Source organism: Tepidibacter sp. Z1-5 (assembly GCF_037844525.1).
Classification (GTDB): Bacteria; Bacillota; Clostridia; order Peptostreptococcales; family Peptostreptococcaceae; genus Tepidibacter_A.
In genome coordinates this window covers 1-23,798 of record NZ_JBBMMD010000020.1, presented here as the reverse complement: position 1 = coordinate 23,798, position 23,798 = coordinate 1, and the positions used below count along the sequence as shown (strand labels likewise).

At 29.0% G+C, this 23,798-nt stretch carries 21 protein-coding genes; 4 read left to right on the top strand and 17 right to left on the bottom strand.

Features of this window, described 5'->3' with window-relative positions; all coding sequences use genetic code 11:
- From WJW32_RS04630 to WJW32_RS04615, 4 genes are all read right to left on the bottom strand, one after another.
- Positions 1-723, bottom strand: a complete 723-nt coding sequence (locus WJW32_RS04630) for a PHP domain-containing protein (RefSeq protein ID WP_340255686.1) — start codon at positions 721-723, stop codon at positions 1-3.
- A gap of 15 nt (positions 724-738) precedes the next feature.
- Positions 739-1,653 carry a UDP-N-acetylmuramate dehydrogenase gene (gene murB, locus WJW32_RS04625; RefSeq protein WP_340255683.1) on the bottom strand — a complete coding sequence of 305 codons (915 nt, stop codon included), beginning with the start codon at positions 1,651-1,653 and terminating at the stop codon, positions 739-741.
- Positions 1,654-1,912: 259 nt separating this feature from the next.
- Positions 1,913-3,952, bottom strand: a complete 2,040-nt coding sequence (locus WJW32_RS04620; protein ID WP_340255680.1) for a methyl-accepting chemotaxis protein — start codon at positions 3,950-3,952, stop codon at positions 1,913-1,915.
- 378 nt (positions 3,953-4,330) lie between these two features.
- Positions 4,331-5,146 carry a formate/nitrite transporter family protein gene (locus tag WJW32_RS04615; RefSeq protein ID WP_340255677.1) on the bottom strand — a complete coding sequence of 272 codons (816 nt, stop codon included), beginning with the start codon at positions 5,144-5,146 and terminating at the stop codon, positions 4,331-4,333.
- Between the two features lie 284 nt (positions 5,147-5,430).
- On the opposite strand from WJW32_RS04615, the gene WJW32_RS04610 reads away from it, so the two are divergent.
- A complete protein-coding gene (locus tag WJW32_RS04610; protein ID WP_340255674.1) occupies positions 5,431-6,294 on the top strand; it encodes a formate/nitrite transporter family protein in 864 nt (287 codons plus the stop codon).
- 181 nt (positions 6,295-6,475) lie between these two features.
- Here the strand turns inward: WJW32_RS04610 and WJW32_RS04605 are convergent, their stop codons facing one another.
- The 13 genes from WJW32_RS04605 to recQ form a co-directional block, all read right to left on the bottom strand.
- Complete coding sequence (locus WJW32_RS04605; protein WP_340255671.1) at positions 6,476-7,033, bottom strand: 4Fe-4S dicluster domain-containing protein; 558 nt, start codon at positions 7,031-7,033, stop codon at positions 6,476-6,478.
- A 2-nt stretch (positions 7,034-7,035) separates the two neighbouring features.
- Complete coding sequence (locus WJW32_RS04600; RefSeq protein ID WP_340255668.1) at positions 7,036-8,409, bottom strand: [FeFe] hydrogenase, group A; 1,374 nt, start codon at positions 8,407-8,409, stop codon at positions 7,036-7,038.
- A gap of 18 nt (positions 8,410-8,427) precedes the next feature.
- Positions 8,428-9,012 (bottom strand): 4Fe-4S dicluster domain-containing protein, encoded by a 585-nt coding sequence (locus tag WJW32_RS04595; RefSeq protein ID WP_340255665.1) that lies wholly within the window; start codon positions 9,010-9,012, stop codon positions 8,428-8,430.
- Positions 9,005-9,805, bottom strand: coding sequence for a formate dehydrogenase accessory sulfurtransferase FdhD (fdhD, locus tag WJW32_RS04590; RefSeq protein WP_340255662.1), 801 nt, complete (start codon positions 9,803-9,805; stop codon positions 9,005-9,007). The genes WJW32_RS04595 and fdhD overlap by 8 nt, the downstream gene beginning before the upstream one ends.
- A 28-nt stretch (positions 9,806-9,833) precedes the next feature.
- Positions 9,834-11,969, bottom strand: a complete 2,136-nt coding sequence (fdhF, locus tag WJW32_RS04585) for a formate dehydrogenase subunit alpha (RefSeq protein ID WP_340255793.1) — start codon at positions 11,967-11,969, stop codon at positions 9,834-9,836.
- Between the two features lie 405 nt (positions 11,970-12,374).
- The gene (locus WJW32_RS04580) at positions 12,375-12,842 is read right to left on the bottom strand and encodes a DUF1499 domain-containing protein (RefSeq protein WP_340255659.1); all 468 of its coding nucleotides are present in this window, start codon (positions 12,840-12,842) and stop codon (positions 12,375-12,377) included.
- A gap of 33 nt (positions 12,843-12,875) precedes the next feature.
- Complete coding sequence (locus tag WJW32_RS04575) at positions 12,876-14,270, bottom strand: dihydrolipoyl dehydrogenase family protein (protein WP_340255656.1); 1,395 nt, start codon at positions 14,268-14,270, stop codon at positions 12,876-12,878.
- A 196-nt stretch (positions 14,271-14,466) separates the two neighbouring features.
- Complete coding sequence (locus WJW32_RS04570; protein ID WP_340255653.1) at positions 14,467-14,877, bottom strand: hypothetical protein; 411 nt, start codon at positions 14,875-14,877, stop codon at positions 14,467-14,469.
- A gap of 75 nt (positions 14,878-14,952) precedes the next feature.
- Positions 14,953-15,360, bottom strand: a complete 408-nt coding sequence (locus WJW32_RS04565; RefSeq protein WP_340255650.1) for a hypothetical protein — start codon at positions 15,358-15,360, stop codon at positions 14,953-14,955.
- 63 nt (positions 15,361-15,423) lie between these two features.
- Positions 15,424-15,567, bottom strand: a complete 144-nt coding sequence (locus WJW32_RS04560) for a hypothetical protein (RefSeq protein WP_340255647.1) — start codon at positions 15,565-15,567, stop codon at positions 15,424-15,426.
- A 200-nt stretch (positions 15,568-15,767) separates the two neighbouring features.
- Positions 15,768-16,031: a DUF4153 domain-containing protein gene (locus WJW32_RS04555; protein WP_340255644.1), complete on the bottom strand. Its 264-nt coding sequence runs from the start codon at positions 16,029-16,031 to the stop codon at positions 15,768-15,770.
- An 870-nt stretch (positions 16,032-16,901) separates the two neighbouring features.
- Positions 16,902-17,048 (bottom strand): hypothetical protein, encoded by a 147-nt coding sequence (locus WJW32_RS04550; RefSeq protein ID WP_340255641.1) that lies wholly within the window; start codon positions 17,046-17,048, stop codon positions 16,902-16,904.
- Positions 17,049-17,557: 509 nt separating this feature from the next.
- Positions 17,558-19,675, bottom strand: coding sequence for a DNA helicase RecQ (recQ, locus tag WJW32_RS04545; RefSeq protein ID WP_340255638.1), 2,118 nt, complete (start codon positions 19,673-19,675; stop codon positions 17,558-17,560).
- A gap of 154 nt (positions 19,676-19,829) precedes the next feature.
- Here recQ and WJW32_RS04540 point away from each other — a divergent pair, with 154 nt between their 5' ends.
- The 3 genes from WJW32_RS04540 to WJW32_RS04530 all read left to right on the top strand — a co-directional run bounded on the left by WJW32_RS04540 (position 19,830) and on the right by WJW32_RS04530 (position 23,678).
- Entirely contained in the window at positions 19,830-21,680 is a 1,851-nt protein-coding gene (locus WJW32_RS04540) for a leucine-rich repeat domain-containing protein (RefSeq protein ID WP_340255635.1), read from the top strand.
- Positions 21,681-21,852: 172 nt separating this feature from the next.
- Positions 21,853-22,326, top strand: a complete 474-nt coding sequence (locus WJW32_RS04535; RefSeq protein ID WP_340255632.1) for a MarR family winged helix-turn-helix transcriptional regulator — start codon at positions 21,853-21,855, stop codon at positions 22,324-22,326.
- A gap of 5 nt (positions 22,327-22,331) precedes the next feature.
- Positions 22,332-23,678, top strand: a complete 1,347-nt coding sequence (locus WJW32_RS04530) for an MATE family efflux transporter (protein WP_340255629.1) — start codon at positions 22,332-22,334, stop codon at positions 23,676-23,678.
- The last annotated feature ends 120 nt before the right edge of the window (positions 23,679-23,798 follow it).

The following is a 23,798-nucleotide window of genomic DNA, read 5'->3' as shown; positions in this document are numbered from 1 at the left end:
TCATCTCCCGTCTATATTTATAACGTTACTTATATCTATATCAGCTTGTTTTATCCTATCTATACCATTTGTGAAATTACCAACATCGTTCGGGTCATGAGCATCAGATCCTAATACAAATTTTATTCCACTATTTTTTAAAAGCTTTAGTTCATCCACAGTTAGATGCCCATGCTTTGAATTCACCTCAAGTAATGTATTAGTCTTCTTTGCCTCTTTCGCTATTTCTAAAAGGTCTACACTTGCCTTTGCACCAGGATGAGTTATTATAAATATATCATTCTTATTCATAGCATTAATAACAGCTCTTGTATTATACTCAATTGCTGATTTTTTAAATAAGCCTGTGTAATTGATAAAATGACTTATACTTCCCTTTATCAATTTCGTTGGAGTTGATCCAAAATGATATCCTGCCATAATATAGTCCAAATATTGTCTTATATTATCGTCTACATCAATATTACCTTCATCATCTAGTATATTGGCTTCTATGCCCATTAGTATATCTATGTTTTTATATTTCTCATTTAGTTGATCTATTTCTTCTCTCATCTTCTTTATATCTTTATATTTTATTCCAAACCCCATATGTTTATATCCATGGTCTGATATTCCGATTGTCTTAAGACCTTTATTTATAGCTACCTTTACATTGTCTTCTATCGTTCCTTTGCCATGGCTATATACCGTATGAGTGTGATAATCAGCTACAATATTCATATTATCGTCTCCTCTTTAATCTTCTCCGACGATTTTAACTTCCTCATTTAGTTCAACTTTAAACTTATCATATACAGTCTTCTTAATAAATTCTATAAGCTCTATTATATCTTTTGCAGTTGCACCTCCTGCATTAATAACAAAGCCACTGTGCTTATCAGATACTTGAGCTCCTTTTAATCTAACTCCCTTTAGACCACTATCCTCTATAAGCTTACCTGCATAATAACCTTCTGGTCTTTTAAATGTACTTCCTGCACTAGGAACATTAAGAGGCTGTTTAGTAGTTCTTTTAACTGTCAAATCGTCAAGTATATTCTTTATATCTTCATAATTACCCTTTTCAAGAGATAATTTAACCTCTAATACTATTAATTTTTCTTTATTAACTAAACTAGTTCTATAACCAAATTTCATCTGTTCATTAGAAAGTTCTACTATTTCACCTTGTTGATTCAATACTTTTACAGATTTTACTACATCTTTTATTTCTCCACCATAAGCTCCTGCATTCATTGCAATAGCTCCACCTAATGTTCCAGGGATGCCACTTGCAAATTCAAATCCCTTATAACAGTTTTTAGCTATATGTTTTGCAAGAGTTGATAATAGTATTCCCGATTGAGCTTTTATAATATTTTCATTTATTTCGAATTTATTATAATTTTGAGCTATCTTAACTACTATACCTCTTATTCCACCATCTCTAACCAAAAGATTTGAACCATTTCCCATTAAAAAGTATGGAATATTTTCTTCTTTTATATATTTTATAATATCTTTCAATTGATTTTCATCTGTTGGCGTAACTAAAATATCTGCAGGTCCTCCTATTTTAAATGAAGTATGTTTCTTCATAGGCTCATCTACTAGTATATTTTCTTCCCCAATAATTTCACATAATCTATCATATATATTTTGCTTATTCATAATATCCCTCCAATAAAAAATTGTACCATCTTTAAGTATATAACTAAATTAATACAAGGTCAAAATAAAAAAGTCTTTATTATAATGATTGTCAATGTAGACTTTTTTGAAATTCATAACGTAAATTATATAACTGTAAGTATAATTCTTAAATCAATGTTATCCACAGATTCAAAATCATATAATTTCCTATAGTATAAAAAGAGATACTTTATTATATAAAGTATCTCTTAAAAATGATTTTAAATATATTATTTTTTTAATCAATTTTAAAGTTATTTATAGCTATTGCTAGATTGTTTGCAAGATCATTCAAGCCTTGCGTTAGACTTGCAACACTTTCTATAGATGCAAGCTGTTCTTCAGTTGATGCTGATACTTCCTCTGTTGATGCGGAAGTTTGTTGCGATGATGCTGCAAGATTTTGTATAGCTCCTACTATATCATTTTTCTTATTATCCATAGAATTAGTATGATCAACCACATATTCATTGTTTTTAATAAGTGACTCAATAGAATCTGAAATTTGAGCGAATATATTTTTAGTATCTAAAACAGCATTATTTTGATCTATTATTATATCTTTTCCATCTTCCATTCTTTCAACTGCTTGTTTTGACTTTTCTTGTATACCCTTTATAAGTTCCTCTATTTCTTTTGATGCTTCATTTGACTGTTCAGCAAGTTTTCTTACTTCTTCTGCAACAACTGCGAATCCTCTTCCATTTTCACCTGCACGTGCAGCCTCTATAGCAGCATTCAATGCTAATAAATTAGTTTGCTCTGATATATTAGTTATAGCCTGAGTTATAATCCCTATATCTTGAGATTTTTTATCAACCTCAAAAACTATTTCACTTACAATTTCAGATGATTGTTTTGTCATTTCTGATTTTTCATCTAATACCTTAACTATATCTGTACCTTTACTACTAAGCTCATTAGTTTTTAAAGTTATATCACTTATATTAGTTTCCAATTCAACAACCTCTGCTATACTTTTAGCAAGTTCTTCTACCTTATTTAAACCTTCTTGAGTATCTCTAGCCTGATCACTAGATACCATTGCAATTTGCTCTATTGCTTGCCCAATTTCATTTGTTGCAACACTAGTTTGTTCAGTAGTTTCTGCAAGCGATCCTGATGATTTCAATATAGTTTCAGAAGAATCTTTTACATTCTTAACCAAATCCCTTATATTTTCTATCATAGAATTAAAGCTTTCTCCTAAATCTTCAAATTCATCTTTAGTTTTTATATTTGATTTTACAGTTAAATCTCCATTTGAAGCCTTTAAAAATACTTCTTTTAAAGAATTTATAGGTCTTGTAACACTTCTTGCGATTAATAAAGATACTATTATTCCTATAATTATAGCACCTATTATACAATACAGTATAAAGTGCTTTATTGCATTAGTATCATTTTCTAATTCAGATTCATTCATAGATCCAATTATTTTAACGTTTAATCTTTCTTCTGTTACAAAAGATGCAAACTTATCTACTCCACTATATGTATATTCTACAAAACCAGAATCTTTGCTTTTAATCTCATTCCAAACGTCTAGTTTAGTTGCATTGTTTTTTCCTACTTGACTTTCATCTTTATGTGAAATAGTCATACCCTCAATAGTAGTTAAAGAAATATAACCTTCTTTGCCAATTTTTATCTTATTTATTTCATTAGACAGCTCGTTTAATGAGACATCAAGAGCAACAATCCCTGAAACTTGACCATTATCAATTATAGCTTTTGATGCAGTTATAGTAATCTGTCCAGTATCAGTATCTATGTATGGATCTGTCCAAGCTACACTTCCATTATTTTCAACAGCCTTTGTATACCAAGGCCTAGTAGTTGGATCAAAACCATCAGGTAATTCTACATATGGATAAATATATAAGTTCTTATTATTATCAGCTATATAACTATGCTCTATATTTATATTCTTTTCTTTGTTAACTCTTAAATATTCATCGATTTTCTTTTGTTCTAAATCCTTATCTATACCTTCTTTTTGAAGTTCATTTATTCTTCTAACATCCGTACTATCAGTAAGCATATCAAGTTGTATTTCTATGGTACTAAAATATCCATCTATTATTTTTTCTGCTAATGCTATGGTTTCTTGACTTGAACTTATAAGATTTTCATCTAAAACATCATAAGATTTATAATAACTCATATACCCCAATATACACATAGGTACAATTATTACTAATAGTAATATCATTATCATCTTATTTTTAAAACTTTTTGGTATAATGTTAATCCTTTGTCTTTTATTCTTTTTCATATTTTCCTCCTTAGTAGTGCATTTTTTTCTATAAATTATATAAATTCATTTATTATTACCAACCATAATAAATATAATATCAAATACAACCATATTTTGAATACATAAAAATTCATATTATGTATAATTTTAGTATGTGAATATCAATTGCATTATATTTTCACTGGCTCATTTAGTATATATCGGAAATTTTTCTATATTTTTCAATGTTTTTTTTAATTCACATTATTTTTATTTTTCCTTTGATTTCATAAAGTGTAAGGTGCTGTTTCAAAATAATTTCACGAATAATTTAAATTTGAATTTTTATGAAAAACAAAAAATCCCACATTATGTTTAAGTAATCAATAAAAATAATGTGGGATTTCTAAATTCAAGCTATTTAGTTAAAACTTTGTCCTTGTTAACGTTTTCCTTTTCTTTAAAAGGTTTTACATAGCATATATAATATACTAAAGGAACTATTATACCTCCACCTACTATATTTCCAATGGTTACAGGAATTATATTATTAAACCAAATTTCTCCCCAAGTTATTGATAAACCTAATAATTTACCCATTGGTAAAAAAAACATATTTGCAACACTATGCTCATATCCTGATAATACAAATAGCATTACAGGAAACCAACATGCAAATATTTTTGAAACTATATCTTGAGCTGCTGTTGCCATCCATACTGCAAGTACAACTAATATATTACAAAGTATTCCTCTATAAAAAGCAACCTCAAATGTTAGTCCTACTTTTCCTTTTGCTATACCTAGAGATAAATCTGCAGCTGCATCTTTTAAAAGTCCGGTTTTATAAATAACTAAAGCTAATAAAAATGATCCTATAAAATTTCCTATATATACAAATATCCAATTTTTTAAAAGTCCATTTAATGTTATTTTCTTATCCATTAAAGCAAGTGTCATCAGGTTATTCCCTGTAAAAAGTTCGCCCCCTGCCATTACAACAAGCATAAGTCCTATAGGAAATACAGAAGCCCCAAAAAACTTCATAACCCCAACATCTATGTTTTTTAAAGTCTGCATTATAACAATATCTCCATAAGCACCAAATCCTATAAACATTCCTGCAAAAATTGCTAGAAATATAATTCTGCTTATTGGTAGATTTGCTTTAGCTACACCTGATTTTATAGTAGCATTAGCTACTTGTGGTGGTAATAAATATCTTTTTTCCATACTCTCTCCCCCTTTATATTTTATACCCCTTTAATTTATATTTTATCCCACTTCCTAAATTTTTACAATATTTCCTTGTCTATAAAATATCAATTTATTCCGATTTTTTAATGTGTATTTTTTCATTTTTCGTCAGTTTTATGTAAAATATACAATCTAATTATTTTTAAAATTTGATTTTTATTAATAATGCGTAGTTTTTTGTATACACAGCGATATAATTTATGTATAATCATATGTGATTATTAATATTTTAACATCATCGAAAGGAGATATTCTTTATTATGAATAATAAAAATTACTTAACACCTGATGAGATTGCATCCTATACAGTTAAAACAGGCATCAAAAAAGTTACTCGCCCTTATATCACACAATTTATACTAGGTATATTAGCAGGCGCTTTCATAGCATTTGCCGCTGAGGGGTCTAACGTTTCAGCTTACGGACTTTGGGCAAAACCTGAAACTTATGGGCTTGGAAAAGCTATTGCAGGTGCTTTATTCGGAACTGGTCTTATGATGGTTCTTATAGCAGGAGCGGATCTTTTTACAGGTAATACCCTTATAATAATGGCAGTTCTTGAAAAGAAAGTTAAATTAAAAGATATGCTTATAAATTGGTCTTTAGTTTATTTAGGGAATTTTGTAGGATCACTCTTAGTTGCATACATGATAGTTAAGTCTGGACAACTTCATATGGGAGGTAATATGTTAGCTGGTGCTACTATAAAAATAGCATCTTATAAAGTATCTTTATCTTTTACAAATGCATTTTTCTTAGGTATTATGTGTAACTGGCTTGTATGCATTGCAGTATGGTTAGCATATTCTGCTAAAGATATAACCGGTAAAATATTAGGAGTATTTTTCCCTATATGGTTGTTCATAACTTCAGGATTTGAACATAGTATAGCTAATATGTACTATATATCAGCTGGAATACTAGCAAAATCAAATCCTCACTATGTACATGCCTCTCATCTATCAGAGGAAGTCTTGAATTCACTTAACTGGAAAAGCTTTATATTCAGCAACTTAGTTCCAGTAACTTTAGGAAATATAGTCGGAGGAGCTTTATTTGTAGGAGCTGCATATTGGTTTATATACGTAAGAAAAAACAGCCAAACACAAAAGTTATCTGTATAAGCTAAATTTAATTAAAACAAATAGATTTATGTGTTTAATCCAAAATAAAGAGAATTAAAATACTTACTACTAAAACTATCTATAAAAATGTTAGGGAATGCTTTTAGATATATTCAAAGTATCGAAGTATTACCGGTATTTTTATAGATAGTTTTTTATACCCACTTACTAAATTATAATTTTAAAGAAATGCTGCACTTTGCTTTCTCTTATTCTTTATAGATTCATCTAAATCCGTTCCTTTTACTATCTTAAAAGCATCTGTTGGACACGCTTTAACACACGCTGGTCCATCTGGTGAATCTATACAAAGGTCGCATTTATTAGCTATCATACGTTCCTTAAAATAACACTTATTATTGTCTATGCACTTCAGATTTTCTTGATTTACAACTTTTCCACCTTTGTACTCACTTACTAATTCAATAGCTCCAAAAGGACAGGCTATAACACATGTTTTACATCCTATGCAGGTTTCTTTATTTATGTATATTACTCCATCTTTATTTACAATCGAACCATTTGGACACACATTTGCACACGGAGCATCTTCACATTGTCTACATTGTATAGGTGCACTTACTTCTAAAGTTTTTACAACGCTTAATTTAGGATTAAACTCTATATCATTACTTTCTTGAGTAAATATATTTTGCTCAGAATGCGCTACAACACAAGCTATTTCACAAGTTCTACATCCTATACATTTATCTGGATCTGCTATTACAAAAGTATTCATATTTAAAGTTCCTTTCTTGACACATAATTCGTATGCAATAAATGATGAGATTTATGACCAAGAGGCTCTTTTAAAAACTCATCGTATAATTTTTTTATAGCTGGACTTTCATGAGATTTTCTTATTTTTAAGTTTGAATCGTGATTGTATATAGATTCTTTTCTCTTTTTATATGCTATATCTCTATATTCTTCTATCAATAATTTAGGTTGACCTCCACCACTTACACATCCTTCGGGACATGTCATAACTTCTATAAAATGAAACTCACATTTTCCATTTTTTATACTTTCAATTATAGGCATTACATTTTTAAGACCAGAAACTACAGCTACAGTTAAATTTAAATCTCCGACCTCAACAGTAGCTTTTCTTAAACCTTGTCCACCTCTTATGAATTTCAAATCTATATTTGGTATACTTTTTTTAGTTATAAGTTCATACCCAGTTCTAAGTGCAGCTTCCATAACTCCACCAGTTGATCCAAATATAGTTCCAGCTCCAGTATATTCTCCCAAAGGCTTATCAAATTCTTCATCTTTTATATTTATAAAATCTACTCCCATATCCTTTATCAAATAAGCAAGTTCCCTAGTTGTTATAACTAAGTCTACATCTTTATAGTTACTACCGTTCATCTCTTCTCTATCGCATTCAAACTGCTTGCAAGTACAAGGCATAACTGCAACACTTAATATAGTGCTTGGATCTACATTGTCTATTTTAGCTCCATAAGTCTTAAATATAGTTCCTGCCATTTGCTGTGGAGATTTACAGCTTGATAGATGATTTAAAATTTCTGGATGCTCAGTCTCAGCAAACTTAACCCAAGCAGGACAACAAGAAGTAAACATAGGTAAGTTTTTCCCTTCTGTAACTCTCTTTATAAGTTCACTTCCCTCTTCCATTATAGTTAAATCTGCTGCAAAGTTAGTATCATATACTCTATCAAAATTTAGATTTTTAAGAGCTGCCGCCATTTTTCCAGGAGTCAACTTACCAAGTTCCATACCAAACTCTTCAGCTAATGCAACCCTAACTGCTGGTGCACACTGAACAATCTTATATTTATTGTCATCAGATAAATATTTTTTTAATAAATCTATCTTTCCCATGTTATAAGCTGCAAATAAAGGTTCCTTAGTACCTTCTAGCATACCTCTTTCTTTTAACTTGAGATCAATAGAAGTTATTTCTGTATCAAATTCAGATGCATAAGAACTGCAAATTTGAACGCATTGACCACAAATAACACACTTATGCTCATCTATAGTTTGAACCTCTCCCTGCTCTCCTTTTATAGCCCCAACAGGACATACACTAGCACATCGTCTACACCCTGTGCACAATTCTTTATCGATATTGATTATAGACATATTACTTAACCTCACTTATTATAGTTGTTTTATAGTATTTATAAGGGCTTGTGCAGCCATTTTATTTTTAGATTTTTTTTCATCTAGAGGTTTTACTAACCTTAAAGCGTTGTTAGGACAAGCTTTTATGCATGCTTGTTCACCATTATCTATACATAAATCACATTTATAAGCAGTACTTTTCACAATTTCTTCTAATTCATCATGTGATTCTTCTTTTAAATTAAATTGAACTACCTCTTTTCCATTATCGTATTTAGGTAGCAAATCTATTGCTCCAAACGGACATGCCATAATGCAATTTTTGCATCCTATACATTTTTTTTCATCAACTACTATAGTATTATCTATTTGACTTATAGCTTTAACCGAACAGCTTTTAGCACAAGGTGCATCCTCACATTGTCTACATTGTATAGGCATAGTAACTGAAGGTGTTTTCACAAGGTATAATCTAGGAATCACTGGTGTTTGTACAGTTCCAACAGTATATCCGACATTATTATTTTTATTATGAACTGCAAAGCATGCAACTTCACATTCTTTACAACCTATACACTTACTTGAGTCAGCTACTACGAATGAGTTTAGATTATTATTCATATATATCACCTTTTTCCAATTGTTGTATTCTATATTTATTTGTGTATATGTTCATTTTTTCTTTTCTTACGAAACCAACTAATGTAATTCCCAATTTTTTAGCAAGTTCCACTGATAAATTAGTAGGAGCTGACTTTGATATTATAATTGGTATTTGCATTTTAGCAGATTTTAAAATCATCTCAAAAGATACCCTTCCGCTCAATACGATTATTTTATCTTTCAAATTTATATCATCTAAAAAAGATTGTCCTATAACCTTATCCACAGCATTGTGACGTGCAACATCCTCATTTATAATAATTATATTTTGTGTATCACAAAGTGCTACACTATGAACTCCACCCGTTCTTTTGAATATGTCTGAATACGTTAAATTCTTTTTCATAAATTCATGGACTTTATCTTGTCTCAACTTAATATCACTAGTTACAATCGCACAGTCTATTGAATCTAAAAAATCATCAATACAGTTATTGTGATTATTTTGCATATTTAACTTTTTTGACTGGAAATTTTTAATAGTTATATCATCTTTAAGTTGTATTTTTATAAAGCCTTTGAGTTCATCTAATTCAATCGATTGGATATCTTCTTTTTTATATATTATCTCTTCCGTTCTTAAAAATCCGATTGCTAATTCTTTAAGTTTATCTGGAGTACACAAAAGTGTAGCCATCTTTTTTTGATTAACATAAATATTAAGTGGATATTCACAGACTAATTCTTCTTCACAAAGAACCGCTTTATTTTCTTCAATTTTTATAGCACTATATTTTATAGTTTTATCCATAAATACCCCCTATTTTTATGGTATTATTTTACTTATTTGCATTCATTTTTCTTTTTATATCTTCATATTCATCTGCCACATACTGCTTTGCCGAAGCTTGATCATCTATTTTATCAACTCTTATAGCACAATACTTATACTCAGGTGTTTTTGTGATAGGATCAACATGATCACTAGTTAACTCATTACAAGATGCTACCCACCATTGGTAAGTCATAAAAGTAGATCCTTCTTTTACTCTATCAGTAACAAAAGCTTTCGTTATTACGCTTCCCCTTCTCGATGTAACTCTTACAAATTCTTCATGCTCTATTGAAAGATGATTAGCATCCTCAACACTCATTTGTATATATCCTGGTTCATCTGCAAGCGCTTTTAATGCTCTACAGTTTCCAGTCATAGTTCTAACTGAATAATGACCTACCTCTCTTACAGTTGAAAGGCTCAATGGGTACTCTTTATCTGGAAGTTCCATTGGTGGTCTCCACTCACATGCAAATAATTTTCCTTTTCCATTAGGAGTTGAAAACTTATTTCCTTCATATAAATATGGAGTTCCCTCATCCTCCTCATTTAGACACGGCCACTGTATACTTCCTAATTCTTCTATACGTTCATAACTTGCTCCTGCAAAATCAGGACATAAACTTCTCATTTCATCCCAGATTTCCTTAGTATTATTGTATTCCATAGGATATCCCATAGCAGTACCTATTTCACATATAATCTTCCAGTCAGGCTTAACATCGCCTTTAGGCTCTACTGCTTTTCTCATTATCTGGAATCCTCTATCAGCTGATGAATAAACCCCTTCATGCTCACCCCATGAAGTAGCAGGAAGTACAACATCTGCATGAAGAGCTGTTTTGTTCATAAATATATCTTGTACTATAACAAGATCTATATTATCTAAAGCTTCTCTTACCTCCGCTGCATTTGGATCACTTTGAACTGGGTCTTCTCCAAATATATAATAAGCTTTTATCTTTTTCTCATGTAATGTTAAATGTGGAACCTCCGTCAACTTGTAACCTGGCTCACTTGGAAGATTAACTCCCCACGCCTTTTCAAATTTAGCTCTAATCTTATCATCTGTAACACTTTGATATCCTGGATATATATTGGGTAATACTCCCATATCACAAGTTCCTTGTACATTATTCTGACCACGAACTGGACCTATTCCAACTGATTCTCTTCCAAAGTTACCAGTTAAAAGAGCTAATGATGCAAGACCCTTAACAACATCAACTGCTTGAGAGAATTGACATACTCCCATACCATAAAGTATCATAGCATTTTTAGCTTTTGCATATTCTCTCATAGATTTTCTTATATCATCAGCTTTAACACCTGTTATACTCTCAGCATATTCAGGTGTATACTTAGATACCATTTGTTTATATTCTTCAAATCCGTCTACATAATTTTTTACATATTCTTTATCATAAAGGTTTTCATTAATTAATACATTCGCAAACGCATTAACTAGTGCCATATTTGTTCCACCCTTTATAGGTAACCATAAATCAGATATTCTTCCCGTTTCTGTAAGTCTAGGATCTGTAACTATAATTTTTGCTCCCTTTTCTTTTGCTTTTACTATTCTTCTTGCAACAATAGGGTGTGAATCTGCTGCATTATATCCAAATACAAATAATAAGTCTGTATTTTCTATTTCAGGTATACCATTTGACATTGCACCATTTCCTAATGAGTAAGCCAGACCGGCTACTGATGGAGCATGTCACACTCTAGCACAATGATCTATATTATTAGTTCCAATTACAGCCCTCATAAATTTTTGCATTATATAGTTTGCTTCATTTCCAGGTCCTCTTGCAGATCCTGTTCCCATTATCGAATCAGGTCCGTATTTACTTTTTATATCATTAAGTCTAGTAGCTACGAATTCTATAGCTTCTTTCCATGAAACTTCTTCTAATTCTCCATCTTTTCTTATCATAGGGTGTTTAATTCTTGATGTTAAGATCTTTGGATCATTTAAAAAATCCCATCCATAATATCCCTTCAGACATAGATTTTTTTCATTGGTTCTTCCATCAGCAGCTTCGGCTCTTACTATTTTTCCATCTTTGACTACCAAGTATAATTGGCATCCTCCACCACAATATGGGCAGACCGTTAATATCTTCTCTTCCATCAAACTTTACATCTCCCTTTTATGTCGAGTAATAACTTTCTTTTTTAAATACATATCCCCATTCTAAGAAATATACATTTTCCAGTCAAATACCAAAAAGATTCAACAATCCCCTTATTTCGACGAAAAATCAAATTTCCTTTATAATCTTAAATAATACATCCATTTGCTATATTGTATACATTATAATTATGCACTTTAATGTATAATTATAATAAAAACCATTATCCAAAAGCTAAAAGTTCTAATACTCCATCCTCTTAAGGCTAGAGATAAGAACTTAACAGCTTCTGCATTAAGTTTCACTTTATAAAAGTATTAAGTATTAATATACAAAAAAAGAGTAAATTTGAAATTCACTCTAAAATCAGTACTATAGTATTAAGTTATTTTTACAATACTAAATTATTCTATTTGTATAGTATCTTTTAAATGATTATAAATAAGCGAATTTTTTATTTCATTGAATCTTTTTTTATTCAACCCCATATCAGAATATCCAACTCTTGACGCCGATCTAAAATGAATAAGCTTACTATTTTCATCAAAGTAAAACTCTACATCATCTTTAAATTTCATTCCACCTGTTGTAAATACAGCATGGATATAATTTTTCTCGTTTTTAATTATTTCTGTTCCTTCATAATCATTTATTACATTTATTATTTTAGTTTTTGCTTCTTCTAAATCACCATTAAATTTAAGTGGTTCAACTTTTTTATCTTCAATATCCGTTTGAGAAGACACTGCATTTGGTGAACTTGGAATTTTAGCTAGTTTACCATCTTTTACACCCAGATTTTTAGGTGTCGTATTATTTTTAATAACCATCAAAACTATAATCAAAGTTAAAATTGTTAAAAACATTTTCATTTTTATCACTCCTATTTCAAAATAAAGTGAAGCTTACTTTCTAAAACCATTAATCAATTTTATAAAAGGATTATTTAAGATATTATCAACATAAACCTTCTTTGATATTTTAACTAGTATCTCACTATAAGTTGGATAAGGATGAATTACTTTAGATAATTTAGCAAAGTTTATTCCTAAGGTTTTAACTATTTGAACTTCTGAAATTATTTCACCTGCACGATCTCCTAAAACACTAGCACCTAAAACGTTTCCTTTTTTATCACAAATAATTTTTACAACACCTAAACTATCCTCTTTAGTTTTAGCTCTATCAAGATTTTTATAGGTTTCTGTATAAACTCTTATATTATCTTTATACTTCTCTCTTGCTTCTTTTTCTGTAAGTCCTGATCTAGCAAGTTCTGGTTCTGAAAATGTGCACCATGCAACATGTGAATAATCTATTTTTTTATTTATTGGTAAAACTGCATTTTGAACAGCAGTTATCCCTTGAACATTTGCCATATGAGAAAATTGGTAAGGACCTACAACATCTCCTACAGCATAAATATCTTTAACACTCGTCTCTAAATATTCATTAACTTCTATTCCTTTTCTGTTAAACTTAACTTTTATTTCTTCTAAATTTAAATCACTAATATTAGGAGTTCTACCAAGAGCTAATAATATTGCATCTCCTTCTAATATATCCATCTCATTGTTTCTCTCAACTTTAAGTATAATTTTGTTATTTTCCTCATTAACATCAACTGCCTTAGTTGATGTATAAAGATTTACGCCTTCATTTGTGAGCTTTTCTTCTAATAATTTTACTAATTCATCTTCTTCTCTAAATAATATCGAGTCCATCATCTCAACTAATGAAACCTTTATTCCTAACCTATTTAGAGCTTGTGATAATTCTACCCCAATTGCTCCTCCACCTAACACTATAATGTTATCTGGTAACTTTTTTTGTGTAAATATATTTTCATTTGTAAAAAAATCGACTTTATCAAGTCCTTTAATAGGTGGTATAAATGGAGATGAACCAGTAGAAATAATGATTTTTTTCCCTTTTATTACATTTCCATTTACATCTAATATATTTTTATCCACGAACTTTGCAAATCCTTTGATAAAATCTATACCGTCTTTCTGTAATATATCTGGAGTTTCTCCTTCATATACATTTTGTATTACTTGACGTACTTTTTGTAAAACTTCACCAGTATCTACTTTTATATTAGCGTACTTCTTAGCTATATGAACATCTTTTGCAATATTTATTAAGGCTTTACTTGGAACACATCCTGACCAAGTACATTCTCCTCCTGAATTATTTTTTTCAATTAATGCTACTTTTTTTCCAAAACCTTTAGCTGTATAAGCTGCAGTTAATCCTCCTGCACCAGAACCTATTATTACTACGTCATATTCGTTCATTGTTAACCTCCAACTTAATCTCCCTAAATTGAGCTTGTGTAATAATATTATTCTAATACCCAATATATTGATATTATAACAATTTGATATAACTAACACTCTGAACTTTATTATGATTTCGATTCTTATACGAAAAAAAATGGAATTTATTGAAATAAAAACATTTCAATAAACTCCATCTGAATTAAGTTTCCCTTTATATTTGTATATTTTTTAGATTGCCTTTGAATTTTTTATCTTCATTTTTTAATCTATGAATTAGTCTTCTAGAAAGTATATACGTCACTATTATAGTGAAGAAGTCCGCTACAACTTGACTGAATATTACCCCATCAAGTCCCATAAACTTAGGCAATATCAATATAGCAGGTATTAAGAATATCCCCTGTCTTGAAGCTGATAATAAGAAAGCTTCTTTACCTTTTCCAAGTGATTGAAAAAGAGATGCGTAAACTCCTAACGAAAACACCCTAAGACTTACTCCCATAGACGCTACTGCAGCTACCGAACTGGCATTATTTAACTTTCCAACGAACATTGTATCTACTATATTGTAAATTGCATTTATAAGCATCGCTATTATTCCAGGAATTGTAAGTTTAGTCAAAACCTTTTTAACATTAGCTTCTCACATCATTTTTACTCTTTTCTCTCTGCTTTCCATTTAAATATCTCCTTTCATTTATTCACTATAAGTACACTCTAAAAGTTCTATTATGAACTTTATATTCTGATCTTTTTCATTCTTATTCTCATTTATAAAAGTTATTGTAAGAATCAATATAGTCTGAGCTAGTTTTTTTTGCATATTATCATCTAGCTTTATTCCTTGATTGTTATTTATATCCTTTATAAGTTCCTTTCCTATACCTTGTCTTTTTACAGTTTCTTCGTACAATGTAGTTATCATTTCTTTTATTTTTTCTTTACTATCTATATCCATTATATCGTCTTCCTTTTTTAAAGTAGCTTCCCAACTCTTTGTAATTATCTCGGCATAAAGTTTTTTCTTGTTTGGATAGTAGTTGTATTTTGTTAACTTCAATTCATTTATTATAAATTGAGATTCACTATAAACTCTTATTACCATTAAGTCAATATCTTTTCTGTATAAAAGAAAAATACACAGGGAGTTTTTCCCTGTGTATTTTTGTTAATGTCCTTTTTTCTTTTGCTTTTTCTTTGCTTGTTTTTTTTCGAAATCTATTTTTTTCTTTAATTCAACTCGTTCAAATACCCCAACCCAAAATTGGGTTTCAAAATAAACTGTTAATTTACCTGATAAAATACTACTCATGTTCCATTCCTCCTGTTTAGTGGCTATTATTAAGAATGGACAACCCCAGGAGGGCAGGTTACTGACAGAATATCTGCATCCGGACTACCAACCGGATCGTGTTTTTATCTTAAGCCATTATAGAATTTAATATTAACATATTTTAATTAAAATGTAAATTTATAGCATATTCAAAAATTTCATCTATGCGTAGTTTAGGTTTATAAGTTTGTATTTAAAAACTTACATCTATAATAATTGTACTCATACCAATGATCATATGATTCTTGTAAGTACTCTTTTTCTTCTTTTATATATTCTTCAACAAGTTTTGTATCTAATTTATACTTATTTTGATTTATAACATCTATAGCATCATATGAAAGACTTCGTATATATTGTTTATCTAATCTACCAGTTTCATTGTACCTTTTTATATTTTTATTTACTATCATTTTATCTATATTAACGCAGTTGACTATCATATATATAATCATTCTTAACCTTTGTTTTATCATTCTTTATAACTTGTTTTGAAAAAGAAAATATCTTTTTCATATTACTAAATGGACTATTTAAAAGTCTATTCATAATGTATCTTACAATTGATAATCTCATAAAATCTATATTCTCATATCTTACAGTTATAATGTAAGCACTTATAGCTATAGGAACTAAGAAGAAATTAAATAATTTTATTAAACTATTATTGTAAATACAAAAGTTCAAGCACATTATGAATATAAATAAAAGAATAAAGTTGCTGAATTTATTCTTAAAATCAACCTTATCTTTAACAGAATATATACAAGATATAATAAATAAAGATACAAATATTAGCTCAGATATTCCAATGCTATCTCCATTGTAAAAATATCTAAATATAATTCCTAATAAAACAGATATAATTACAATTTTTAATTTCTTAGCTACCTAAATTTCGTACAAATGTAATTATTTATTCACTATAAAATACCAATTGATCAAATCTCTAATTTGGAAAAATTATAGTTCTTAATCCCAAAACAAATGACATTAAAATACCGCTAATGTTGTAAATATTTTTAATAAAACTAAGAATTACATCTTATTGAATCTCCTAAAAGTTCTGAACTCCCTCAAGGTCAAACAACGAACTTTCTTAACGGATATTCAAACGCTGTAATTCAAGTTTTATACAAAAATATTTAAATCATTCGCTAACATTTTAATGCCATTTGTTTTTTAATATGTTTCTTAGATATGAAATGGATTTAAATATATGTTGTTTTCAAAAAAGACAAAAAGAAACAAAGGTAATTAATTGATTACCATTATTTGTAATGAATATTCTGTTTTATTTCTTACCTAAATCATCATAAATTAAAACTCAACTGCTCATACGAAGGATTACACATTGCGTTAGCAATAAGGTTTGCAAGTTTAGTTACGGTCGGAATATCTACAATTATTTCATTGAAAGTACGCTTTACAAATCCTTTTACATTTTCTACTTTTTTCACTAAGTCTCCTATACCTATATTTTTCAGTTGAGTATCTTTTAATAATGTTTCTTTAGTTTACTATGAATATCTTCAAATTGAGATATATTTGTAGCATTCATTCGCCTTAAAAGAATATTAATTTGAGATTGGTCAGGGAAACTATCTATGTTAAATAAATTTGCTGATAGTTTTTCAGTTCCGAGCTTTTCATAAATAATACCACCTTTCTTATTTTAGAGTACTTGTCGAATGGTAATTCTTTTATAAGAATATGGTATTATTTTTTTGTCTTTTATTCTATGGTAAAAATAGGGGATGAAGTTTTAATTTTTAATAACCTACAGACCCTAAAAAAATAACCCAGATTTCGTTTGTACGAAATCTAGGTAGCTAAGCTAATCTTAGAATCTATTTCATCTTGTATTTTAATATTGGTATCTATAACACTTTTATCATTTTCCATATATATTTCCCCCTTTGATTTAAAGCATTATAATAATACCATATTTATATAAACATTTCCAATATTATCCTTTGGCTTTGTGTAAAAACACCTTTATATGAAAATAACTTATTTCATCTGGTAAATTTTCTTTTATAGTTTTTAAACCATTGTATCCAATTCTATTTGTTACTTCTTCTATTTGTTTTTCATATTCCTCTGGAAGTAATTGATCTAAGTCAACTTCCATTCCTTCAATTGCACATCTAAATAAATGTTCCTTTGCAGTCGCAGGTTCTATACCTCTTTCACTTGCTATTTCCTCTACACTTTTATTTTCATTATACATATTAAGAGTTATTACATGGCTTTTTATCTTTTCTTTTTTATTTTCCTTTTCTTGTTTGACTTCTTTAGTCTTTATATTTTTGCTTTTTCTATATTCATCTATTTTTTCCATAAATACAGTCCCATACTTTTCAAGCTTTGATTGTCCAACTCCTTTTATAGTTAAGAACTCCTCTTCACCCTCAGGCATATAGGTACTCATCTCTTTAAGTGATGCATCTGAAAATACTATATACGGAGGTATATTCTCTTTTGTAGATATTTCTTTTCTAAGATCCCTTAATATATCAAACAGCTCATTTCCAGTATTTGATATTTTCTTTACCTTTTTATTTATTTTCATAAATACCTTTTCATTGCCCTTTAAAACCTCTATAGATTTTTTATTCATTTTGACAACAGGATACTGACCTTGTGACAATACAAGATAATCATCAGCTATCAACTTGTTTATTATCTCTTGTATTTCCTTTACCGTATATTCCTTTATTATTGAATAAGTACTTAGCTTATCTAATCCAAACTTTAATACTTTTTGATTCTTAGATCCTCTTAAAACCTCTGCTATAAGTATAGCTCCATACTTTTCCTGCATTCTATAAACACAAGAAATTATTTTTTGAGCAAGTACCGTTATATCTTCTTTTTCTTCATTGTCATTACATACACTACAATTTCCACATTTATCATCTACATTTTCCTCACCAAAATACTCTAGTATAGATTTTCTCAAACAGTTTGAGGTATGGCAATAATCTATCATGTCTTGAAGTCTTTTATACTCATATTCTTTTCTTTCTATATTGTGTATAGTTTCTTCTATGAAGAATTTTTGAGTTTGAGTGTCTCTTGGATTAAATAAAAGTATACATTCACTTTTTTCTCCATCACGTCCTGCACGCCCAGCTTCTTGATAGTAGCTTTCCATATTTTTAGGCATATTATTGTGTATTACATATCTTACATTTGACTTGTCTATTCCCATACCAAATGCATTAGTTGCTACAATAACATTTATATTGTCATATGAAAAATCCTCCTGCATCTTACTTCTTTGCTCATCTGTAAGACCTGCGTGATATATACCTGCTTTATATCCTTTGTTAATTAATAATTCATATATAGATTCTGCTTCTTTTCTTGTAGATGTATATACTATGCCTGTCTGTTCTTTATTATTTTCAACAAAATCACATATAAATTTTTTAGTATTTTCTCCTCTTATAACTGAAAATGTAAGATTTTCTCTATCAAATCCACTTATGTACTCATTAGGTTCTCTAAGTTTTAATAATTTTTTTATATCATCTTTAACTTCGCTCGTAGCAGTTGCTGTAAATGCACAAACTATAGGTCTTTTATTTAAATTTTCTATAGTTTGACTAATTCTTGTGTAGCTTGGTCTAAAATCATGTCCCCATTGAGATACACAGTGAGCCTCATCTATTGCTATTAAAGATACTTTTGCTTCATTTAAAAAATTCAGAAATTCACCTGAGTTAAGTCTCTCTGGTGCAACATAAACTAGTTTATATTCTTCGTCTTTTGCATCAAATAATCTCTCTGTTATCTCAAGATTTGTTAATGTACTATTTATATATGTTGATTTTATGCCTATTTCATTAAGTGTATCAACTTGATCCTTCATTAATGATATTAATGGAGAAATAACTACTGTTATTCCTGAAAGTGCCATAGCTGGAACCTGATAACAAAGTGATTTACCAGCACCCGTAGGCATTATAGCTATCGTATCATTTCCTTGTATTATGCTATCTATAACCTCTTCTTGCCCTTTTCTAAATCTATCGTATCCAAAATATCTTTTTAATATATCTTTTTGTATATCAATCATATCTTTACTCCTTTAAACTAAATATACTGTTATTATATACTAAATCTTTATTTTCTAACAAATTCTTATGGTTTACAAATCAAATAATCATATATACACCATATATTGTATAATAGTATATATTTGAAAATATTTACACAAAAGGAGTTGTATTATGAAATTAAATTTTAAACCTTTATTATTAACTCTCATATTAAGCTTTTTATCTCTTTCTATATGCTTTGCGGATTCTATCAAAGTATATATAGATGATGAACCTTTAGTTATGGACTCACAACCTATAATTCAAAATGGGCGAGTTTTGGTTCCTGTAAGAGCTATCTTTGAATCCTTAGGTGCTAGTATATACTGGGATAGTAATACTAAAACCGTTATCGCTAGAAAAAATGATACTGAAATTGAATTAGTAATCGGACGTAATTACGCGCTTGTAAACGATGTTAAAGTAAATCTAGACTCACCAGCTACTATTAGTAATAATCGAACTATGGTTCCTGTAAGATTCGTATCTGAAAGCTTTAACTGTAAGGTCTTTTGGGATTCAACAACAAAGAGCGTTCTTATAAAACCAGATTCTAATTTCCAAAAAAAAGATACAAAAGATACTGTTATTAAGATAAATGACAAAATCCTTGATCAATCTATAAGATTAAGCTCTAATTTGGACAAAGCAGAGGGAGATTTATTAAAAAGTGATTTAGAGAAGGTAACTAAACTATATATAGACACTCCACATAACAGTGATTCTTCAACTTATGTAGACCTTGAAGAATTAAAGTACTTGCCGAATTTAGAGTTTTTAAATATAGAAAGTATGAATATTTCAAATATATATTCAATTAGTAATTTAAAATACTTAAATGGTCTTTCTATTAAAGATTGTAATATATCAGATATGTCATTTTTATCCAATTGTAAGTATTTAGAGACTCTAAGTTTAGTATCTAATAAAATAAGCGATATTTCTTATATTAAGAATTTAACAAGTTTAAAAAATTTAGATTTATGTGATAATCAAATTCAAGATATTTCCCCATTGAAGGATTTAAGATACTTGCAAGATTTAGATCTTTCTTCTAATAAAATTATAGATATAACTCCTATACATAACCTCAAACAATTAGAGTCTTTGTATCTTGGAGAAAACAATATTATTAATGTAGATACATTAAGTGGTTTAAAATATTTAAAAGACCTTTATCTTGATAATAACAATATAAAGGATATTAGCTGCTTTAACACCTTAACAAGTCTTAATTGTTTATATATAGGTGAAAACCAAATAACAGATATATCACCTCTTAGCTCTATTGAATACTTAACTAACCTTGATGCTTCAGATAATTTTATTGAAAATATAATACCTTTAAACAGTCTAAATAAACTACATACATTAAATCTTGAAAATAATAAGATAAAAGATGCTTCAAGTGTGTCTAATTTATCTAGAGTTACAAGCTTAGATCTAGGATCTAATTATATAGATTCTGTTCCAGATTTATCAAACCTTTATAGTTTAAATTATTTAGATCTATCATCAAATAAAATTACTGATTTATCTAATATATCTAAATTAAAAAATCTAAAGGAACTAAATATTGGCGATAATAATTTATCAGATATAAGTTTTCTATCTAGTTTAAGCAATTTAACATTTCTGGATATTTCAGGAAATAATATAAGTGTTATTTCATCAATTAAAAACTTAACTAATTTAAAAACACTTTATATGGACATTAATTTTATATCAGATATAACACCACTTAGTTCTTTACCAAACCTTAGTATTTTAAGTATTAATAATAATAAAATAAAAGACATAAGCCCTTTATCAAATATACTTTCTTTAGTAAACATAAGTATTATAAATAATGAAATTGATGATATAAGTTCTTTATCTAATCTTACAAATCTTGAATATTTCTGGTTTGATGAGCACAAAATAAAGGATACGTCAGTTCTAGATACATTGCCTAATTTGAAACAATCTAGCAAAGATGATTAAATAATTGATAAGCAATTGAGTGCATGCTAGAAACACAAAATAAAACTATCTATCCAAATATAGTGGTTGCTAATGTAGCCACTATATTTTTTTTATTTAGTTGCACTAGCAACAATTCTATGTTAAAATTACATTTAGTTGCGATGACAACCAAAGTAAAGGAGAGATTAAATTGAAAGCTGAAGATAGACACATAATAGGCAAGTCTATATCGATTCTGCACAGATATGGTCAAATATTTTTTAATGATGAATTTAAAGAATTATCAATAAGCAAAGGTCAATATTCTATTTTGATATGCCTTTTTTATCACGATGGAATAACTCAAGATGATGTAGCCAAAAAGCTTAGAATAGATAAAGCAAATATAGCACGTGGAGTTAAAAAACTAGAAGAAAACGGTTATGTTGTAAGACAAGTAGATCCAGATGATAAAAGAGCTTATAGATTACATCCAACAGAAAAGGCTATAAAAGTTAAACCTCATATATATGAATCTCTTGCAAAATGGATGGATATAATAACTGATGGAATATCAGAAGATGAAATAGAACAATTTATAAAGACTATAACAAAATTAACTATAAATGCATGTGAATACTCTGGAGACGTAAAACTTGCACATCATTTGAAAAATAAGGAGTGATAAACATGAATGAACGTAATCAAATGCTAGAAACTGGTGATATTAAAAAGACTTTATTTAAATTATCTCTACCGGCTATAATAGGTCTTTTGGTAAGTGCTCTATACAATATAATAGATGGTATATTTATAGGCAAAGGAGCAGGAACTTTAGCTTTTGGAGCTCTTACAGTAGCCTTTCCAATCCAAATGGTTATGACAGCAGTAGCTCAAATGGTAGGTATGGGAGCATCTTCTGTGTATTCAAGATCTCTCGGTGAAAAAAACTATGAAAAAGCTGAAAGTGTAGTAGGTAATGCATTCTTATGTAATATAGTTTTAGGTGCTTTAATGGTTTCAATTGGTCTTATATTCATAGACCCTATACTTGTGTTATTCGGTGCAACAACTGAAATAATGCCTTATGCTAAAGATTACGTAAGCGTTATATTAATAGGAAGTTTATTCAATCAATTCGCTATGTCTACTAACTCACTTATAAGAGCTGAAGGAAATGCTAAGACTGCAATGTTTACAATGCTTGTAGGTGCTGTACTTAATACTATACTAGACCCTATATTTATATTCGGATTTGGTATGGGAATTAAAGGTGCTGCTATTGCTACATCTTTATCTCAATTTTGTTCATTCCTTTTTGTAATATTCTACTTAAAAGGCGATAAAACAAATATGAAACCTAAGGCTCACCATTATAAGCCTGATAAAAATATATTAAATCAAATATTTTCAATTGGATTTTCGTCTTTTGCAAGACAAATAGCTAGTAGCTTTGTAGCTATACTTTTAAATCACTCGCTTAAAATATACGGTGGAAATGATGCATTTGCAATTTACGGTGCAGCTTTTAAAATATTGATGTTTTTAATGATGCCTTTATTCGGTATAGTTCAAGGGCTTCAACCTCTTGTTGGCTACAATTATGGAGCTCGTCAAATGGATAGAGTTAACAAATCTATTAAATATGCTTTAATAGGAACTACAGTATTTGCAACTACATCTGTATTGTTTGGTATGTTATTTCCAAAGCAGCTTATGGGACTATTCTTAACTGATTCAAAACTAGTAGATGAATCAGCTACAGTTCTTAGAATAATACTTTTATTCATGCCAGTAATAGGAATTCAATCAGTTGGAGGATCTGTTTATCAGTCCATAGGTAAAGCTATTCCAGCACTTGTATTATCTGCTTTAAGACAGGTAATATTATTCGCTCCATTACTAATTATTCTACCTAGAATAATTAATCCTTCACTTTTAGGAGTATGGATAACATTTCCTATGTCAGATGCTATATCAACTTTAATCACAGGTATTATGCTAAAAAGAGAAATGAATCTTATGGCAAAGCAATAGATTTAATCCCAAAATAAATGACATTAAAATACCGCTAATGTTGTAAATATTTTTAATAAAACTAAGAATTACATCTTATTGAATCTCCTAAAAGTTCTGAACTCCCTCAAGGTCAAACAA

Coding starts and splice junctions, on each gene's coding strand:
- WJW32_RS04555 (WP_340255644.1), bottom strand. CDS start 16,031: ATGATAGTCAACTGCGTTAATATAGATAAAATGATAGTAAATAAAAAT.
- WJW32_RS04600 (WP_340255668.1), bottom strand. CDS start 8,409: ATGTCTATAATCAATATCGATAAAGAATTGTGCACAGGGTGTAGACGA.
- WJW32_RS04540 (WP_340255635.1), top strand. CDS start 19,830: ATGAAATTAAATTTTAAACCTTTATTATTAACTCTCATATTAAGCTTT.
- WJW32_RS04615 (WP_340255677.1), bottom strand. CDS start 5,146: ATGGAAAAAAGATATTTATTACCACCACAAGTAGCTAATGCTACTATA.
- recQ (WP_340255638.1), bottom strand. CDS start 19,675: ATGATTGATATACAAAAAGATATATTAAAAAGATATTTTGGATACGAT.
- WJW32_RS04630 (WP_340255686.1), bottom strand. CDS start 723: ATGAATATTGTAGCTGATTATCACACTCATACGGTATATAGCCATGGC.
- fdhD (WP_340255662.1), bottom strand. CDS start 9,805: ATGGATAAAACTATAAAATATAGTGCTATAAAAATTGAAGAAAATAAA.
- WJW32_RS04580 (WP_340255659.1), bottom strand. CDS start 12,842: ATGAAAATGTTTTTAACAATTTTAACTTTGATTATAGTTTTGATGGTT.
- WJW32_RS04605 (WP_340255671.1), bottom strand. CDS start 7,033: ATGAATACTTTTGTAATAGCAGATCCAGATAAATGTATAGGATGTAGA.
- WJW32_RS04565 (WP_340255650.1), bottom strand. CDS start 15,360: ATGGTAATAAGAGTTTATAGTGAATCTCAATTTATAATAAATGAATTG.
- WJW32_RS04595 (WP_340255665.1), bottom strand. CDS start 9,012: ATGAATAATAATCTAAACTCATTCGTAGTAGCTGACTCAAGTAAGTGT.
- WJW32_RS04530 (WP_340255629.1), top strand. CDS start 22,332: ATGAATGAACGTAATCAAATGCTAGAAACTGGTGATATTAAAAAGACT.
- murB (WP_340255683.1), bottom strand. CDS start 1,653: ATGAATAAGCAAAATATATATGATAGATTATGTGAAATTATTGGGGAA.
- WJW32_RS04610 (WP_340255674.1), top strand. CDS start 5,431: ATGAATAATAAAAATTACTTAACACCTGATGAGATTGCATCCTATACA.
- WJW32_RS04575 (WP_340255656.1), bottom strand. CDS start 14,270: ATGAACGAATATGACGTAGTAATAATAGGTTCTGGTGCAGGAGGATTA.
- WJW32_RS04620 (WP_340255680.1), bottom strand. CDS start 3,952: ATGAAAAAGAATAAAAGACAAAGGATTAACATTATACCAAAAAGTTTT.
- WJW32_RS04560 (WP_340255647.1), bottom strand. CDS start 15,567: ATGAGTAGTATTTTATCAGGTAAATTAACAGTTTATTTTGAAACCCAA.